The sequence below is a fragment of the Enterobacter cloacae complex sp. ECNIH7 genome (assembly GCF_002208095.1).
In the GTDB taxonomy this organism is placed as follows: Bacteria; Pseudomonadota; Gammaproteobacteria; order Enterobacterales; family Enterobacteriaceae; genus Enterobacter; species Enterobacter cloacae_M.
In genome coordinates, this window is sequence record NZ_CP017990.1 from 2,112,655 (window position 1) to 2,129,845 (window position 17,191).

General features: G+C 56.6%; 14 protein-coding genes and 1 other RNA gene. 9 read left to right on the top strand and 6 right to left on the bottom strand.

All coding sequences use genetic code 11. The features are described from left to right. Positions 1-67 precede the first annotated feature (67 nt). Together WM95_RS10490 and WM95_RS10495 are read left to right on the top strand one after the other, a co-directional pair. On the top strand, positions 68-1,468 hold the full coding sequence (locus WM95_RS10490) for an MFS transporter (protein WP_023311317.1): 1,401 nt from the start codon (positions 68-70) through the stop codon (positions 1,466-1,468). Between the two features lie 3 nt (positions 1,469-1,471). Further along, a complete protein-coding gene (locus WM95_RS10495; protein ID WP_088544765.1) occupies positions 1,472-3,847 on the top strand; it encodes a glycoside hydrolase family 3 N-terminal domain-containing protein in 2,376 nt (791 codons plus the stop codon). Positions 3,848-3,852: 5 nt separating this feature from the next. On the opposite strand, the gene rprA is transcribed toward WM95_RS10495, so the two are convergent. Then, positions 3,853-3,960, bottom strand: an RNA gene (gene rprA / locus WM95_RS10500) — antisense sRNA RprA. Between the two features lie 209 nt (positions 3,961-4,169). Further along, positions 4,170-5,285 (bottom strand): AI-2E family transporter YdiK, encoded by a 1,116-nt coding sequence (gene ydiK, locus WM95_RS10505; protein ID WP_063409544.1) that lies wholly within the window; start codon positions 5,283-5,285, stop codon positions 4,170-4,172. Between the two features lie 199 nt (positions 5,286-5,484). On the opposite strand from ydiK, the gene ydiJ reads away from it, so the two are divergent. The 3 genes from ydiJ to WM95_RS10520 all read left to right on the top strand — a co-directional run bounded on the left by ydiJ (position 5,485) and on the right by WM95_RS10520 (position 9,228). After that, complete coding sequence (gene ydiJ / locus WM95_RS10510; protein WP_047742114.1) at positions 5,485-8,541, top strand: D-2-hydroxyglutarate dehydrogenase YdiJ; 3,057 nt, start codon at positions 5,485-5,487, stop codon at positions 8,539-8,541. Beyond that, positions 8,538-8,948 carry a 1,4-dihydroxy-2-naphthoyl-CoA hydrolase gene (gene menI, locus WM95_RS10515; protein WP_023311321.1) on the top strand — a complete coding sequence of 137 codons (411 nt, stop codon included), beginning with the start codon at positions 8,538-8,540 and terminating at the stop codon, positions 8,946-8,948. The genes ydiJ and menI overlap by 4 nt, the downstream gene beginning before the upstream one ends. 85 nt (positions 8,949-9,033) lie before the next feature. Beyond that, positions 9,034-9,228 carry a YdiH family protein gene (locus WM95_RS10520; RefSeq protein ID WP_003857766.1) on the top strand — a complete coding sequence of 65 codons (195 nt, stop codon included), beginning with the start codon at positions 9,034-9,036 and terminating at the stop codon, positions 9,226-9,228. 88 nt (positions 9,229-9,316) lie between these two features. Here WM95_RS10520 and fdhF read toward each other — a convergent pair whose 3' ends face one another. From fdhF to ycgZ, 4 genes are all read right to left on the bottom strand, one after another. Next, positions 9,317-11,467 (bottom strand): formate dehydrogenase subunit alpha, encoded by a 2,151-nt coding sequence (fdhF, locus tag WM95_RS10525; protein WP_063409545.1) that lies wholly within the window; start codon positions 11,465-11,467, stop codon positions 9,317-9,319. 191 nt (positions 11,468-11,658) lie between these two features. Continuing rightward, positions 11,659-11,937 (bottom strand): biofilm/acid-resistance regulator YmgB/AriR, encoded by a 279-nt coding sequence (locus WM95_RS10530; protein WP_023311323.1) that lies wholly within the window; start codon positions 11,935-11,937, stop codon positions 11,659-11,661. A 28-nt stretch (positions 11,938-11,965) separates the two neighbouring features. Continuing rightward, complete coding sequence (locus WM95_RS10535) at positions 11,966-12,286, bottom strand: hypothetical protein (RefSeq protein ID WP_059446642.1); 321 nt, start codon at positions 12,284-12,286, stop codon at positions 11,966-11,968. Between the two features lie 4 nt (positions 12,287-12,290). Next, positions 12,291-12,530, bottom strand: a complete 240-nt coding sequence (gene ycgZ / locus WM95_RS10540; protein ID WP_023311324.1) for a regulatory protein YcgZ — start codon at positions 12,528-12,530, stop codon at positions 12,291-12,293. A gap of 337 nt (positions 12,531-12,867) precedes the next feature. Between ycgZ and WM95_RS10545 the strand changes: the two genes are divergently transcribed. From WM95_RS10545 to sufB, 4 genes are all read left to right on the top strand, one after another. Beyond that, entirely contained in the window at positions 12,868-14,088 is a 1,221-nt protein-coding gene (locus WM95_RS10545) for a diguanylate phosphodiesterase (RefSeq protein WP_059446643.1), read from the top strand. Between the two features lie 188 nt (positions 14,089-14,276). Further along, the gene (locus tag WM95_RS10550) at positions 14,277-15,005 is read left to right on the top strand and encodes a MerR family transcriptional regulator (RefSeq protein ID WP_088544766.1); all 729 of its coding nucleotides are present in this window, start codon (positions 14,277-14,279) and stop codon (positions 15,003-15,005) included. Positions 15,006-15,318: 313 nt separating this feature from the next. Then, positions 15,319-15,687 (top strand): Fe-S cluster assembly scaffold SufA, encoded by a 369-nt coding sequence (sufA, locus tag WM95_RS10560; RefSeq protein WP_008500631.1) that lies wholly within the window; start codon positions 15,319-15,321, stop codon positions 15,685-15,687. A gap of 8 nt (positions 15,688-15,695) precedes the next feature. Beyond that, complete coding sequence (sufB, locus tag WM95_RS10565) at positions 15,696-17,186, top strand: Fe-S cluster assembly protein SufB (protein WP_023311328.1); 1,491 nt, start codon at positions 15,696-15,698, stop codon at positions 17,184-17,186. Positions 17,187-17,191: the final 5 nt, after the last annotated feature.

Sequence of the window (17,191 nt, forward strand, 5' to 3'; positions counted from 1 at the left end):
GCATTTCCCTTAAGAAGATGCGCAACTGGTTGAAATACGTTTTAACCTGATAAAAAGGCAAATAACAATGACACTCTCCTCTGTATTGCGTACCAAAGATAAAATAGGTTATGGCTTAGGCGATATGGCCAGCGCGCTGGTCTGGCAAACGGCAACCTTATTTCTCGCTTATTTTTATACAGACGTATTTGGGCTACCCGCCGCGATTATGGGCACCATGTTTTTAGTGGTGCGCGTGGTCGATGCGTTTGTCGATCCGTGCATTGGCGCCCTGGTTGACCGCACCCGGACGCGTCACGGACGTTTCCGTCCCTGGCTGCTGTGGTTTGCTATCCCGTTTGGCGTGAGCTGCCTCATTACCTTCTATGTGCCGGACGTTGGGCCGACGGCAAAAATCATTTACGCCTGCATAACCTACGCCATCTTAAGCCTGATTTACTCCGCGATTAACGTGCCTTACTGTGCCATGCCCGGCGCGCTGACGCTGGATCCGCGCGAGCGCCACTCTCTGCAGTCGTGGCGCTTTGGCCTGTCGTTTATCGGCGGATTGATCGTGACGGTGATTGCCCTGCCGCTGGTCTCACTGTTAGGCCAGGGCAATGTGCAGAAAGGCTATTTCTATGCCATGAGCCTGATGGGGCTGCTGGGAATCGTTCTGTTTTTCTGCTGTTTCCTGATGACCCGCGAGCGTTATTCTCCGCGCAATGATACCTCCGGCTCCATGCTCACCGATTTAAAACTGCTGGCCGGGAACAGCCAGTGGCGTATTGTGTTCCTGTTTAATATTTTGCTGTTAACGGCGGTGGTGACGCGCGGTTCCGCCACCATGTATTACGTGAACTATGTGCTGCTGCGTCCGGATCTGGTTTTTGCCTTTATTGTTTCCGGCATGGTGGCCTCCTTAAGCGGCGCATTATTATCTGAACGACTGCTGGGGAAATTTGACCGCGTGCGCGCCTACCAGTGGACGATTATCTCCTTCGTTATCTTCGGCGCGCTGATTTTCTTCCTGCCTCCTTCACAGGTGTGGCTAATCTTTGGCCTTAACATCGTCTTTAGCTTTATTCAAAACCTTACCACGCCGCTGCAGTGGACCATGTTCTCCGATGTGGTCGACTACGAAGAGCACCGCAGCGGCCGTCGTCTGGACGGGCTGGTTTTCTCCACCGCGCTGTTTGCCATCAAGTTTGGCCTGGCGCTGGGCGGGGCGGTCGTCGGCTGGGTGCTTGGCATGGTGGATTACGCCCCGGGCCAGGCAACCCAGGCGCCAGGCGTTCTCTCGACCATCAACGCGCTTTTCACCCTTATCCCGTGCGCGCTGTTCCTCTGCATGGTCGCGCTGCTTGCCATCTACAAGCTAAACAGCCGGCTGGTGGATTCCATCGCCCGGGAGCTGGCCAGCAAGCGTGAAGTCAGACCCGAAGCGGGGCAGCTCAGCCCGGCAACCCCTTCCGCACTACAGGAGTAAAACATGACGACTATCTATAAGGACGCGGGACGTCCCGTGCACGAGCGCGTCGCTGACTTACTGGCGCGCATGACCCCGGAAGAGAAGTTCGCCCAGATGCACGCGTACTGGCTGATCCTCGATGAAAACGGTAACCACCGCGAGCGCAGCGATCTGAGTGACGAATTCGCCGGCGTGAGCGAGCAGGCTGCGCTCAGCGAACGGCTTAAGCTGGGCGTCGGGCAGATCACGCGTCCGCTGGGCACCCACATCGTTGACGCGAAAACCGGCGTGCGCGCGGCGAATCGCCTGCAGCGCATGATGATGGAAGAGACGCGGCTCGGCATTCCGGCGCTGTTCCATGAAGAGTGTCTGGTGGGGCTGCTGTGCAAAGACGCCACCCTGTTCCCGTCGTCATTGAACTACGGTTCGACCTGGGATTCGGAGCTGGTGCAGAGGGCGGCAGAGCAGATCGGCAAAGAGGCGCGCTCCGTCGGCTGCCAACAGGGGCTTGCGCCGGTGCTGGACGTGTCCCGAGACGTGCGCTGGGGGCGAACCGAAGAGACCTTCGGAGAAGATCCCTGGCTGGTGGGCGTGATGGCGACCGCCTACGTGAAGGGTTTACAGGGCGATAAGCGCGACCTGCTGGCAACCCTGAAACATTACGTGGGTCACTCGTTCAGCGAAGGAGCGCGCAACCATGCGCCGGTCCATCTGGGGTTCAGCGAGCTGAACGACACCTTCCTGCTGCCGTTTGAAATGGCGGTCAAGCTGGCAAACGCCGGTTCGGTTATGCCCGCGTACCACGATATTGATAACCAGCCGGGGCACAGCGACAGCTTCCTGCTGACCACCGTCCTGCGCGAGCAGTGGGGATTCGACGGTATTATTGTGGCGGACTACGGCGGCGTCAGCCTGCTGCACCAGCACCACGGGATTTCCCACGACGCGGCCGAATCTGCCGCGCTGGCGTTCAACGCCGGGCTGGACGTTGAGCTGCCGAAAGACGACTGCGCGCGGCATCTGGCGGAAGCGGTAGAGCGCGGGCTGATCTCTATGGCGAAGGTCGATGAGATCGTGGCGCGTACGCTGACGGAAAAATTCCGCCTTGGCCTGTTTGAAAACCCGTACGCGGATGAAAACGGTATCGACCTGCAAAACGATATGACCCGCCGGGCCGCGCGGGAGGTGGCGACGAAATCGCTCACGCTGCTGGAAAATAACGGCATTTTACCGCTAGGCGGCAAACCTCGGGTCGCGGTAGTGGGGCCGACGGCAGACGATCCGCTGGCGTTACTCAGCGGCTACAGCTTCCCGGTGCATTTGATCATCAGCGATATGGTGGAAGAGACCTCGCAGGTCACGACCCCGCGCGCGGCGCTGGAGCAGTATCTCGGTGCTTCGAACGTCCGCTATGCCAAAGGGTGCCACATCATCGAAAAACGGATGGCGGGCGCGCCGGTCTTCCCGGGCGACAGCGGCGGCAAACCGATGCAGCAGTCGCCGGTATCGCAAAGTACCACTCTAATCCCCGAGGCCGTGAACGCCGCGCAGGAGAGTGACGTGGTGGTGGCCTGCGTGGGCGATCTCGCCGGGCTGTTCCAGAGCGGTACCGTGGGGGAAGGTTCCGATACCGACTCCCTGAACCTGCCGGGCGTGCAGCAACAGCTGCTGGAAGCGCTGGTCGCCACCGGTAAACCGGTGATTGTGGTGATGACCGGGGGGCGTCCATACAACCTGCAGGGTCTGGAAGACAAGGTCGCGGCGCTGATGATGGCCTGGGCGCCGGGGCAGGAAGGGGGCTGGGCGATTGCGGACGTGTTAACCGGACGCGCGGAGCCGCAGGGGCGTCTGGTAGTGAGCGTGCCGAAAAGCGCCGGCGCGATGCCGTATTACTACAATCACAAGCTCAAAAGCGGCGGTACGCCGTTTGCGTTCCATTTCGGTTCGCGTTACCCGTTTGGCTTCGGCCTCGGCTGGACGCAGTTTAGCTGGGGTGCAGCCCGCGTCGCCGAAAGCAGCGTGCCGGTCGAGGGAGAGGTGACGCTGAGCGTAGATATCACCAATACCGGGGAGCGCAGCGGCAGCGAGGTGGTGCAGGTTTACGTCAGGGATAAGGTCGCCACCCAAGTGCGGCCGCTTCAGGAGCTGAAGGCCTTCCAGCGCGTCACGCTCTCACCGGGCGAAACCGCCACGCTCACCTTTACGCTGCCGGTTGAGATGTTCAACTTCACCCGTCGCGACGGAAAACGCATCGTTGAGCCGGGCGAGTTTGAGCTGCAGGTTGGCGCATCGTCGGCGGATATCCGCGAGGCGGTGACGGTCAATGCGACAGGAGAAACGCGGGTGCTGCCTGCTGAGTGGCGAATGCTCAGTACCTGTGAGGTCAGACGCGCGTAGTCAGGATAAAAAAAAGCCCATCGTGGGAGATGGGCAAAGACTACACACAGCAATTCGTTGTTTCACTCAGGGGATTTCCATGCTTATAAATCAAGGTGTTGATTTATAACCGTGTGCTAATAGTAGGCATTGTGTTATTTAGCGTCGATCGGATTCGTCTCAATAGTTAAAGAGACGTAAAGAATTCTTGAGGTTATTAGTAGACTTACTGCTGAAAAGACGGGTCTGACCAGTGAGCAATGAATAAATACTTTAGCAACGTTTAAGTATCATGCGGGAGAGTGTAGGCCGGGTGAGCGTTAACGCCACCCGGCAGCATACCTTAATGCATGTTCTTCTCTTCCAGCTCTTCCAGTTCGCTCAAAATCACGTCCGGGTCAGTTCCCGGCGGCGGAATTTCATGCACCCAGGCAGAGAACAGACGCCAGGTGACGGCGAGCAGCACCGGGCCAATAAACAGGCCAATCATGCCAAAGGCAATCAATCCGCCAATGACCCCGGAGAGGATCAGGATCAGCGGCAGGTCTGCGCCCATGCGGATGAGGATCGGACGAATCACGTTATCCATGGTGCCGACCACGCAGCTCCAGACCAGCAGCACCGTTCCCCACGTGGTATCGCCCGTCCAGTAGAGCCAGATAATGCTGGGGACCAGCACCAGCAACGGTCCCAGTTGCGCAAGACAGGTCATCAGCATGACAACGGTGAACACGGTGGCGTACGGTACGCCGGAAATTGCCAGACCGATCCCGCCCAGCACCGCCTGCACCAGCGCGGTGACCACCACCCCCAGCGCAACCGCGCGCACGGCCTGTGCGGCCAGCAGTACCGCGGCGTCACCGCGTTTGCCCGCCAGGCGGGTGGCAAAGTGACGAACGCCTAAAGCCACCTGCTCGCCGCGCCAGTAGAGCAGGGCGCTGAAGAGCAGCATCAGGGTACAGTGCATCATAAAGCGGCCGATATGCGCCGCCTGACCGACAAACCAGGTGGTAGTGGTGCCAATATACGGGCGGACTTTTGCCATCAGCGCGCTGCCGCCCATCTCCAGCAGGCTATGCCAGCCGCTGTAGAGTTTTGAGCCCACCACCGGAATGCTGTTCAGCCAGGCGAGATCCGGCAGCGTCAGGTCACCGCTGCTAATGGCGCGAATAACCGGGCCACTGGAATCCACCAGGCTATTCACCAGCAGGGCGATCGGAATAATAAACAGCAAGAACAGCAGGAGCGTCATGACCAGTACGGCGAGCCCGCGGCGGCCAAACAGCAGCTTCTGCAAGCGCAGCAGCAAAGGCCACGTGGCAACGACTACGGTCGCAGCCCACGCAAAGCCGAGAATAAAGGGTTGAACAATCCACAGACACGCAATAATCATGAGGGCCAGAAACAGCACCGACAGCAATATTTGCGCAACATCCCTGGGCTGGCGAAGATTGACCATAAATGAAACTTTCCTTAAAAGAACGCCAGTACGACTGGCGGGAACGGAAAACCGCGTCTCTTTAATCATTAATGATCTCAGCGGTTTTTAACAGGCGAATTCTGCCTGTAATTCAGCAGAGATTATAAGAAAAAAATGTGATAAAACTTTTAAGATACACGCAAACGATTTCATACAACTCTAATTAGGGTCGACAGTCATGATCCCACAGATTTCTCAGGCACCTGGCGTCGTTCAGCTGGTGCTTAATTTTTTGCAAGCACTGGAGCAACAGGGTTTTACAGGTGATACCGCCACGAACTATGCCGACAGGCTGACGATGGCGACCGATAACAGTATCTACCAGCTTCTTCCCGATGCCGTGGTTTTCCCTCGTTCAACGGCCGACGTCGCGCTTATCGCCCGGCTCGCCACGCAGGAGCGGTTTGCCTCGCTGGTCTTTACGCCGCGCGGCGGCGGCACCGGGACCAACGGTCAGGCGCTAAACCAGGGCATCATTGTTGATATGTCGCGCTATATGAACCGCATCATTGAGATCAACCCGGAGGAGGGGTGGGTGCGGGTCGAAGCGGGCGTCATCAAAGATCAGCTTAATCAGTATCTCAAGCCGTACGGCTACTTTTTTGCCCCTGAGCTTTCCACCAGCAACCGCGCGACCCTTGGCGGGATGATTAACACGGATGCCTCCGGGCAGGGCTCGCTGGTCTACGGTAAAACCTCCGATCACGTGCTGGGCGTGCGTGCGGTGCTGCTGGGCGGCGATATTCTCGATACCCAGCCGATGCCGGTTGAACTGGCGGAAACGCTGGGCAAAGACAACACCGCCAGCGGTCGTATCTATCGCACCGTGCTGGAACGCTGTCGCGACAACCGCCAGCTTATTCTCGATAAATTCCCCAAGCTGAACCGCTTCCTGACCGGGTACGATCTGCGTCACGTCTTCAACGATGACCTGACCCAGTTTGATTTAACCCGCGTGCTGACCGGCTCCGAGGGAACGCTGGCGTTTATTACCGAAGCGCGGCTGGATATCACCCGGTTGCCGAAAGTGCGCCGTCTGGTGAACGTCAAATATGACTCCTTCGACTCCGCGCTGCGCAATGCGCCGTTTATGGTGCAAGCGCAGGCGCTGTCGGTGGAAACCGTCGACTCTAAGGTACTCAATCTTGCCCGGGAAGATATTGTCTGGCACTCCGTGAGTGACCTCATTACCGACGTGCCGGACAAAGAGATGCTCGGTCTCAACATCGTGGAATTTGCCGGCGATGATGCGGAGCTGATTGAGCGGCAGGTCACCACGCTCTGCCAGCGGCTGGATGAGCTGATTGCGCAGGGGGAAGGCGGCGTGATCGGCTGGCAGCTCTGTAACGATCTGGCCGGGATTGAGCGTATCTATGCGATGCGTAAAAAAGCCGTGGGCCTGCTCGGCAATGCGAAAGGGGCGGCGAAGCCCATTCCCTTTGCCGAAGATACCTGCGTGCCGCCCGAGCATCTGGCGGATTACATCGTGGAGTTTCGCGCCCTGCTGGACAGCCACGGCCTGAGCTATGGCATGTTCGGCCACGTCGACGCCGGGGTACTGCACGTGCGTCCGGCGCTGGACATGTGCGACCCGCAGCAGGAGATCCTGATGAAGCAGATCTCCGACGACGTGGTGGCTTTAACCGCTAAATATGGCGGTCTGCTGTGGGGGGAGCACGGGAAAGGGTTCCGCGCGGAGTACAGCCCGGCATTCTTTGGCGAACAGCTCTACGCGGAGTTGCGTAAGGTGAAAGCGGCGTTCGACCCGCACAACCGCCTCAACCCGGGTAAAATCTGCCCGCCTGAAGGCGTAGACGCGCCAATGCTGCAGGTGGATGCCGTCAAGCGCGGCACCTACGACAGGCAGATCCCGATTGCGGTGCGCTCGTCCTGGCGCGGCGCGATGGAGTGCAACGGCAACGGCCTGTGCTTTAACTTTGATGTGAAAAGCCCGATGTGCCCGTCGATGAAAATTACCAGCAACCGTATCCACTCGCCGAAAGGGCGGGCGACGCTGGTGCGCGAGTGGCTGCGTCTGCTGGCCGATCGCGGGGTTGATCCGCTCAGGCTGGAGCAGCAGCTCCCGGAAAAACGGGCCAGCCTGCGCTCGCTGATTGAGCGCACCCGCAACAGCTGGCATGCCAACAAGGGCGAGTATGATTTTTCCCATGAGGTGAAAGAGGCGATGTCCGGCTGTCTGGCCTGTAAAGCCTGCTCCACCCAGTGCCCGATTAAAATCGACGTGCCGGAATTCCGCTCGCGTTTCCTCCAGCTTTACCACACCCGATACCTCCGCCCGGTGCGCGACCATCTGGTGGCGACGGTGGAAAGCTACGCGCCGCTGATGGCGCGGGCGCCAAAGACCTTCAACTTCTTTATCAACCAGCCGCTGGTGCGCAAGCTCTCCGAAAAACACATCGGCATGGTCGATCTCCCGCTGCTGTCGGTCCCGTCTCTGCAGCGCCAGCTTGTCGGCCACCGTTCGGCGAACATGACCCTCGAACAGCTGGAGGCGCTCGCTCCGGAGCAAAAAGCGAATGTGGTGCTGGTGGTGCAGGATCCGTTCACCAGCTACTACGATGCGCAGGTTGTGGCCGATTTCGTCCGTCTGGCGGAGAAGGTGGGTTACCAGCCGGTGGTTCTGCCGTTCTCTCCCAACGGCAAGGCGCAGCACATTAAGGGTTTCCTGAAGCGATTTGCGAAGACCGCGCAGAAAACGTCTGACTTCTTAAACCGCGTGGCGCAACTCGGGATACCGATGGTCGGCGTCGATCCGGCGCTGGTGCTTTGCTATCGCGATGAATATAAGCAGACGCTGGGCGATAAGCGCGGCGATTTTAACGTCATGCTGGTGCACGAGTGGCTTCCGGTGGCGCTGGCAGATAAGGCCGTTCAGGACGTCAGCGGTGAACCGTGGTATCTGTTCGGCCACTGCACGGAAGTGACCGCGCTGCCGGGTGCCCCCGCGCAGTGGGCGTCCGTTTTTGCCCGCTTCGGTGCGAAGCTGGAGAGCGTCAACGTAGGCTGCTGCGGGATGGCCGGAACCTACGGACACGAAGTGAAAAACCACGCCAACTCGCTCGGCATCTATGAGCTGTCCTGGCATCAGGCGATGCAGCGTTTGCCGCGAAACCGCTGTCTGGCGACAGGCTACTCCTGCCGCAGCCAGGTAAAACGGGTAGAAGGTAACGGTGTGCGTCACCCATTGCAGGCTTTACTGGAGATAATTGGATGATCTGGAAACGTGCCGTCACGCTGCAGGCGCTGAACGCCATGGGCGAGGGGAATATGGTGGGGCTGCTGGATATCCAGTTCATCCGCATTGGCGACGATGAAATTGAGGCCACCATGCCGGTCGATAGTCGCACCCACCAGCCGTTTGGTTTATTGCACGGCGGGGCCTCCGTCGTGCTGGCCGAAACGCTGGGCTCGGTGGCGGGGTATCTCTGTACCGAAGGGGAGCAGAAGGTTGTCGGACTCGAGGTGAATGCTAACCACATTCGCTCGGTGCGCAGCGGGCGCGTGCGCGGTGTTTGCCGCGCACTGCACGCCGGAAGCCGCCATCAGGTGTGGCAGATAGATATTCTCGATGAGCAGGATCGCCTGTGCTGCTCGTCGCGGCTGACCACGGCGGTTGTGTAAAGTTTTTAGATGTTTTGCCTTTGGTCAAAAACTAGCCAGTCCGTTGTGATATACTGGTCAGGTTTTGTACATAAGCGAGGACATCATGGATACTGAAATAACCCCAACACAGCTGGCAATTGAATATTTACGTCGCGATAAGAGCAACCTGTCTCCGGCGCAGTACCTGAAAAAGCTGAAACAGCTTGAGCTGGAATTTACAGATTTGCTGGCGCTCTCTTCGAATGAACTGAAAGAAGAGATCTACTTTGCCTGGCGGTTGGGCGTTCACGTCCATTGAGTACATGAGAGTAAAAGGGCCGCGAGTGCGGCCTTTTTTGTGTCTGAAATTCAGTATCGGGCGGCGGTGACGCCACCCGATATTTTCCTCAGACATTGACGGCGTTGATCAGCCGCGACTTCATGGACTGATACGCAGACGCCGCAAAATCCTCCGCCCAGCGCTGGTCCTCAATCGCCTCAAGCTGCACCGCGCAGTACTTCGTTTCCGGCGTTTTGGAGATGGGATCGAGATTATCCTGGGTTAGCTCGTTGCAGGCGCCAATCCACCATTGATAGGTCATGTAGACCGCCCCGGCGTTGATACGCTCGCTAATGCTGGCGCGGGTAATCACTTTGCCGCGACGCGAACGCACCCAGACCAGCTGGCCCTCCGCGATGCCCAGCTTTTCCGCATCGGCTGGGTTCATTTGCACCCGGCCCGGCTCATCGGCCAGGCTTTGCAGCGCGGCGCAGTTCCCGGTCATCGAGCGGCAGGAGTAGTGTCCCACTTCACGAACCGTACACAGCACCAGCGGGAAATCCGCGTCCGGAGTTTCCGCCGGCGCGCGCCACGGGGCGGCAAAGAGCTGCCCTTTACCGGTTGGGGTGTCGAACTGATTGTCTTTATACAGGTAAGGCGTTCCCGGATGATCCAGCGTCGGGCACGGCCACTGCACGTGGCCCATCTCGCCCATTTTTTCATACGTCACGCCGTAGAAGAGCGGGCACAGCTCGCGCATCTCATCCCAGATCTGCTGGTTATCGTCATAATGCATCGGGTAGCCCATCTCAGTGGCGAGCAGGCTGATGATTTCCCAGTCGCGCTTCACGTTGCCGCTGGCCTCAATGGCTTTGCCAAAACGCTGGAACCCGCGATCGGCACAGGTAAAGACGCCGCCGTGTTCACCCCAGGAGGTGGCAGGAAGCAGGACGTCCGCCACTTCTGCCGTTTTGGTCATAAAGATGTCCTGAACCACCACAAAGTCGAGCGCCTCAAAACCGCTGCGAACGAGACCGAGATCGGCTTCGGTCTGAAGCGGATCTTCCCCCATGATGTAGTAGGCCTTGACCTTGCCTTCCAGCGCCAGATGGGGCACCTCGGTAATGCGCGTTCCGACCCGATCGTCCGTTTTATTGACGTCAATTCCCCAGGCATCGGCAAACTTCTGCCTGACCGCCGGATCGGTCACATCCTGATAGCCCGGGAACATATTCGGCAGAACGCCCATATCGCAGGCGCCCTGAACGTTGTTTTGTCCGCGTACCGGCCCGACGCCGACGGCAGGGCGGCCGAGGTTGCCGGTCAGCAGCGCCAGGCTGGAAAGCCCTTTGACCACATCCACGGCCTGACCAAACTGGGTCACGCCCATCCCCCACATCACGGTGGCGGAAGGTGCCGCCGCGAAGGTGCGCATCGCCTGGCGAACGTCGCGGGCGGGAATGCCGGTAAGATGCTCAACTGTCTCTGGCGCATAGTCTTTCACCGTCTGGCGATAGGCCTCAAGCCCCTCGGTAAAGCGCGCCACGTAGCTTTTGTCGTAGAGCTCCTCTTCCAGCAGCACGTAGCCAAAGGCGTTTACCAGCGCCATGTTGCTGCCGTTTTTCAGCTGCAGATGCTGGTCGGCAATGCGCGCCGTTTCAATGCGCCGCGGATCGCAGACGATAATTTTTGCGCCGTTTTCACGCGCTTTCAGCACGCGCCGGGCGACGATGGGGTGGGAGTCCGCGCAGTTATAGCCAAACACCAGCAGGCATTTTGAGTTTTCAATATCGTTGATTGAGTTGCTCATCGCGCCGTTGCCGAGCGTCTCCTGTAAACCGGCCACGGAAGGGCCGTGACAGACGCGCGCACAGCAGTCCACGTTGTTGGTGTTTAGCACCGCGCGGGCAAATTTTTGCATCACATAGTTTGTTTCATTGCCGGTTCCGCGAGAGGATCCGGTGGTCATGATCGACCGCGGCCCGTGCTGAGCTTTAATGCTGCTGAGTTTGTGCGCGGTGTAGCGGATAGCCTCTTGCCAGGTAACGGGGGTGAATGCCTCGCCTTTATGGTAGCGGATCATCGGCTGGGTCAGTCGCGGGGTGAGCAGACGGGTATCGTTGAGGAAGTCCCAGCCGTAAAAGCCTTTCAGACACAGGGTGCCCTGGTTTGTGACGCCTTCTGCGGCTTCGGCACGGATGATACGGTTATTTTCAACGACAAGGTTTAATTTACAGCCTGCACCGCAGTAGGGGCAGACGCTGGCGATCTTTTTCATCAATAACAGACCTGTTAAGAAATGAAGCAAAGTTGACTGGAAAACCCAGTCCCGTAAGCAGAGGTAAGCAGGAACCGTGCCAGGTTGGCTTTGCTGGTTTAACAGGGTGTTAAGCGGGGAAGGCGCGTGTCATCGTCAAAACATTCGTCAGTTTTGACGATGACACGAAAGCAGGATTAATGGCCGTGAATTTACAGGTCGTCCATGGTGTAGCCCACGACAATTTCCAGCGTCTTGCGAATCACATCCGCCTGAACCACGTCGTGAGTGGCTTCCAGCGTCTGAATGAGCCAGAGGATAATCGCTTTATTGGACAGATGACCTTCGGAGGCCAGAACACAGCGTACTGCAGTAGAAAAAACAGCGGACTCTTCAGCAAAACGATCGCCTGCGTGACGGAAGTATTCCGACAGCGCACTGTCTAAAAAAGCAGAATGATATTCGGGTTGAAGCTGAATATTTTGTCTCATTTGTTCTCACCGTAGCTGTTAATTGCAGTCAATGTATTTTCTTTGGATCGGACGGTTTTCCACTTCCAAACAACGGCACAACATTGTCCCGGTTATCGTTGAGAGGTCCCTCTCTTTTCGTTCGTCCTTGCGCGGTTCTGCGACGTGTAAAGGCGGTGCTGTTTGAGCCGATCTCGGCAATCACCACCGCAAGTGTCTCCCGCCGCCGGGGATCCTTTTCATGTTCTTTCATGATCCGCAGACGCTGAAGCAATCCTTCGGTTGTTACCGGTCCCCGCTCTTTCAAAAGAGAGAGAACGGCTTCACCGATAAGCGTGTCGATCAGTTTGTCTGCGTTACTGCTCTTCATATCCTTACCGTTCGAAGAGCAGACCAAGCAGCTTGTGGTAATGCTCTTCCTCTTCCGGGCCATCGGCCTTTTCGAGGCGGCTGAGCAATTTTGTACAAAGCGATTTGCGATTCAGATTTCGCCCGTCGCTGAGAATTTCAACAACCACCTGGCCCAGCGTCTCCTGCTGGGTAGGAAGCACGGCTTTTTCGAAGTACTGTGCGATTGCTGCTGCGGAATCTGCGACGTAACCTTTCTGCTGCATGTTTCGCTCCTGTAAAATTTTGTAATCAGTAACGTTACATTTAAGGTATACATAATTTCCAAATCTGTACATTAAAAATGTACAGATTTTTAATGTTTCTTCGATATATTTTATAAAGTTCTTTATATTCAGTTAGTTGTGTTTGTGTGGTGGAGAGGTGATATTACAGGATATATTGTACAAAATGGTCGAGGGCTGTTAAGTTGTACAGCCAGGAAAAACGTTTCTTAAATTGCCGTAAACGGTTGAGATGTAAATTATTTGTCAGGCAATTAATGTGCTATAAATGAACCTTATCCACCTCTTTTGTGGCCAAACCCCTAACCCCAGGAATCGCATGCTCACCACCATCATTTACCGCAGTCATATCTGCGAGGACGTACCAGTGAAAGCGCTGGAAGTCATGGTTGCTGCTGCAAATAGTAAAAACCAGCAATCCAATATCACGGGGATCCTGCTGTTTAATGGCACACATTTTTTTCAGCTGCTTGAAGGGCCAGTGGAACACGTTTCTGCCATCTATGAGCAGATTTGCAACGACCCTCGCCACCACAACGTAGTGGAGCTGATGCGCGATCACGGACCTGTCCGTCGTTTTGGCAACGTGGGCATGGAGCTTTTTGATTTGCGACACTTCGACAGGGACGAGGTGCTGCAAGAGGTGCTCAACAGGGGGACGACGCGCTATCAGCTGACGTACAACGACCGCCCGCTGCAGTTTTTCCGCACCTTTGTCGAGGCCACGGAAAAAGCGAACTATTTTGAACTGCCCCCTGCGGATTCCTGGGAATTTGTGCGCGAAGAGACGCGCTTGTCCGCGCAGCCCGAGGTGGTCGCGAAAGGGGCGGATTGCAGCTTCGCGTTCCAGCCGATAGTCGATCCGTTTATGCAGCAGGTCGTCTCCTGGGAGGCGCTTCTCCGCACGCCTGACGGCGGCGCGCCGGGAGTTTACTTCGCCAGTCTGCCGCGTGACGACGTGTATGCCTCGGATTTACAAAGCAAGCAGGTTGCGCTCTCAATGGCCAGCGCGCTGGGGCTACAGGACCAGACGTTATCCCTTAACCTGCTGCCGATGACGCTGGTCAACATTCCCAACGCCGTGGATTTCCTGCTCACCGCCATTGAAGAAAATGGGTTTGTACCCGAGCAAATTGTGGTGGAGTTTACCGAGAGCGAAGCCATTTCCCGATTCGATGAATTCACGGATTCGGTCAGGCAGTTAAAAAGCGCGGGCATCAGCGTGACGATCGATCACTTTGGTGCCGGATTTGCCGGGTTACAGCTGCTGGCTCAGTTCCAGCCGGACAGAATTAAGATTAATCGCGATCTGGTCGCAAACGTGCACAAAAGTGGTCCCCGACAGGCCATTATCCAGGCGATTATCAAATGCTGTGCCTCGCTTGAGATCCAGTTCTGCGCGGTGGGGGTAGAGAAGGCTGAAGAGTGGATGTGGCTGGAGTCAGCGGGAATATCCCAGTTCCAGGGGCATCTTTTTGCCAGCCCGCGACACGGCGGTATTCCCGCGATTGCTTGGCCGGAGAAAAAATTCGAATTCTGATAAAGCTGTACACAATCCGGCAGAGTTAACTGTACGAACGGCAAATTTTATACAACAATGTATTAACAGGTGGATGGAAAAGAACCCCGTTCACCGGTTCAAAATGCGGTCTTAGTTATACAAATAGTGTGTACAATCTGATAAAGTTGGTGCAGTTAGGTATGGAAGTTCTGAGCGTGAGGGAGTTAATGGCCTATTACAGTATCGGCGAAGTGGCCGAACGATGCGGTATCAACCCCGTTACGCTGCGTGCCTGGCAGCGCCGTTATGGATTGTTGAAGCCGCAGCGCAGCGAAGGGGGCCATCGTCAGTTTGACGATGAAGATATCCTGCGTATCGAAGAGATCAAACGCCTGATGAAAAGCGGCGTCTCGGTCGGAAAAGTCAAAGCCTTGCTGGAAAACAAAGAAGTTTTGACGCAGGGCAACTGGGCTTCATTCCAGGAAGAGATGATGACCGTTCTGCGTTACGCCAGCCCGGCAAAGCTGCGTGCCAAAATTGGCGAGTTCCGCCGCGATCACGCGATAGACGCGCTGATTGACAATATTATTTCTCCCGTCCGTCAGCGCATGAACCAGGACCAAAATACCGTGCGTCACATGGCAAGCCTGTTAGACGGAGTTCTGATTGAATTCGCGATTGCAAGCCTGGCGGAGTCCCGCAAGAAAGCCGGTAAAGACGCACTGTTGATTGGCTGGGAATGCGATGACCGCACCCACCTGTGGCTGGAAGCCGCGCGCCTGGCGCAGAAGGGCTGGCACATTGACGTCCTGGCGGAACCCATCGATTCGCCGCGTCCTGAACTGTTCCCCGGGCAAAAAATCTTCGTCTGGACGGGGAAATCCCCAACGCCTCGCCAGCAGGAACAGCTTGACCACTGGCGTGAACAGGGATTTGCTGTCGCATTTCATCATTGAGTATTAAGAGGCCTTAAGGGCCTTTTTTGTTTTTGTCATTTTCTGTGCAAAATCTATCTCAAAAATAGGCATTTCCGATGCATATTTTACTTTTCTTCTCTTCGTTATGAATGCCGCGACGAAATGCATTATTAATCAATGCATTGAACAAATACATCCATCCTGACTGCATCCTCTCACAGGGTCTATGCTTAATAAAACCAGGCAAAAAGGGCGCTTTAGCCGAATGCCCCTGCTGACAGAGGGTTGAAGTGATAATCGTTATCACTAACATGGTGTTATGCCCTGATGGCTTATCAGATGAGGTGGACCTATGGAACTGCATTCAGAAACCTTTAATCCTGCCGATTTCGCCTGGCGCGGCTTAACGCTCACGCCAGCGGCGGCGGCACATATTCACGAGCTGGTGGCGAAAAAGCCCGAGATCCTCGGCGTGCGCCTGGGTGTCAAACAGACCGGCTGCGCAGGTTTCGGCTACGTGCTCGACACCGTCACCGAACCTGAGAAAGATGACCTGGTGTTCGAGACAGACGGCGCGAAGCTGTACGTTGCGCTGCAGGCTATGCCCTTTATCGACGGCACCGAAGTGGACTACGTCCGCGAAGGCTTAAACCAGTTATTCAAATTTCATAACCCGAAAGCCCAGAACGAATGCGGCTGTGGCGAAAGCTTTGGGGTATAGGCGGTACTATGTCTCGTAATACTGAAGCAACGAGTGATGTAAATACCTGGAGCGGTGGGCACCTCAACTATAAAGAGGGGTTCTTCACCCAGCTCCAGACAGATGAGCTGGCGAAAGGCATTAACGAAGATGTCGTGCGGGCGATCTCGGCGAAACGCAACGAGCCCGAGTGGATGCTGGAGTTCCGTCTGAGCGCCTTCCGTGCCTGGCTGGAGATGGAAGAGCCGCACTGGCTGAAAGCGCACTACGACAAGCTAAACTATCAGGATTACAGCTACTATTCTGCGCCCTCCTGCGGCAGCTGTGACGATACCTGCGCCTCGCAGCCCGGCGCGGTGCAGCAAACTGGCGCTGAAAACAGCTTCCTCAGCAAAGAGGTGGAAGAGGCCTTTAACCAGCTTGGCGTGCCCGTTCGCGAAGGGAAAGAGGTGGCGGTAGACGCCATTTTCGACTCCGTCTCGGTGGCCACCACCTACCGCGAGAAGCTGGCAGAGCAGGGGATCATTTTCTGCTCCTTCGGCGAAGCGATTCACGATCATCCGGAACTGGTGAAAAAGTACATTGGGACCGTGGTGCCTTCAAACGATAACTTCTTTGCGGCTCTTAACGCGGCGGTGGCCTCGGACGGTACCTTTATTTACGTACCGAAAGGCGTGCGCTGTCCGATGGAGCTATCCACCTATTTCCGTATTAATGCCGAAAAAACCGGCCAGTTCGAACGCACGATTCTGGTCGCGGATGAAGGCAGCTACGTCAGCTACATCGAAGGGTGCTCCGCCCCGGTCCGCGACAGCTATCAGCTGCACGCGGCGGTGGTGGAGGTCATCATCCATAAAGACGCCGAGGTGAAATACTCCACGGTGCAAAACTGGTTCCCGGGCGACGGCAATACCGGCGGTATCCTGAACTTCGTCACCAAGCGCGCGCTGTGCGAAGGCGAAAACAGCAAGATGTCGTGGACCCAGTCTGAAACCGGCTCGGCCATCACCTGGAAATACCCGAGCTGCATCCTGCGCGGGGATAACTCCATCGGTGAGTTTTACTCCGTGGCGCTGACCAGCGGCCACCAGCAGGCCGATACCGGCACCAAGATGATCCACATAGGTAAAAACACCAGGTCGACCATTATCTCGAAAGGCATCTCCGCCGGGCACAGCCAGAACAGCTATCGCGGGCTGGTGAAAATCATGCCGACGGCCACCAATGCGCGAAACTTTACCCAGTGTGATTCGATGCTGATTGGCGCAGACTGCGGGGCGCACACCTTCCCGTACGTTGAGTGCCGTAATAATACGGCCCAGCTTGAGCACGAGGCGACGACGTCGCGGATTGGGGAAGATCAGCTCTTCTATTGCCTGCAGCGGGGGATCAGCGAAGAAGACGCCATCTCGATGATCGTTAACGGCTTCTGTAAGGATGTGTTCTCTGAACTGCCGCTGGAATTTGCCGTTGAAGCCCAGAAACTCCTCGCCATTAGTCTTGAACACAGCGTCGGTTAAGGAAA

Coding starts and splice junctions, on each gene's coding strand:
- WM95_RS10490 (WP_023311317.1), top strand. CDS start 68: ATGACACTCTCCTCTGTATTGCGTACCAAAGATAAAATAGGTTATGGC.
- WM95_RS10495 (WP_088544765.1), top strand. CDS start 1,472: ATGACGACTATCTATAAGGACGCGGGACGTCCCGTGCACGAGCGCGTC.
- ydiK (WP_063409544.1), bottom strand. CDS start 5,285: ATGGTCAATCTTCGCCAGCCCAGGGATGTTGCGCAAATATTGCTGTCG.
- ydiJ (WP_047742114.1), top strand. CDS start 5,485: ATGATCCCACAGATTTCTCAGGCACCTGGCGTCGTTCAGCTGGTGCTT.
- menI (WP_023311321.1), top strand. CDS start 8,538: ATGATCTGGAAACGTGCCGTCACGCTGCAGGCGCTGAACGCCATGGGC.
- WM95_RS10520 (WP_003857766.1), top strand. CDS start 9,034: ATGGATACTGAAATAACCCCAACACAGCTGGCAATTGAATATTTACGT.
- fdhF (WP_063409545.1), bottom strand. CDS start 11,467: ATGAAAAAGATCGCCAGCGTCTGCCCCTACTGCGGTGCAGGCTGTAAA.
- WM95_RS10530 (WP_023311323.1), bottom strand. CDS start 11,937: ATGAGACAAAATATTCAGCTTCAACCCGAATATCATTCTGCTTTTTTA.
- WM95_RS10535 (WP_059446642.1), bottom strand. CDS start 12,286: ATGAAGAGCAGTAACGCAGACAAACTGATCGACACGCTTATCGGTGAA.
- ycgZ (WP_023311324.1), bottom strand. CDS start 12,530: ATGCAGCAGAAAGGTTACGTCGCAGATTCCGCAGCAGCAATCGCACAG.
- WM95_RS10545 (WP_059446643.1), top strand. CDS start 12,868: ATGCTCACCACCATCATTTACCGCAGTCATATCTGCGAGGACGTACCA.
- WM95_RS10550 (WP_088544766.1), top strand. CDS start 14,277: ATGGCCTATTACAGTATCGGCGAAGTGGCCGAACGATGCGGTATCAAC.
- sufA (WP_008500631.1), top strand. CDS start 15,319: ATGGAACTGCATTCAGAAACCTTTAATCCTGCCGATTTCGCCTGGCGC.
- sufB (WP_023311328.1), top strand. CDS start 15,696: ATGTCTCGTAATACTGAAGCAACGAGTGATGTAAATACCTGGAGCGGT.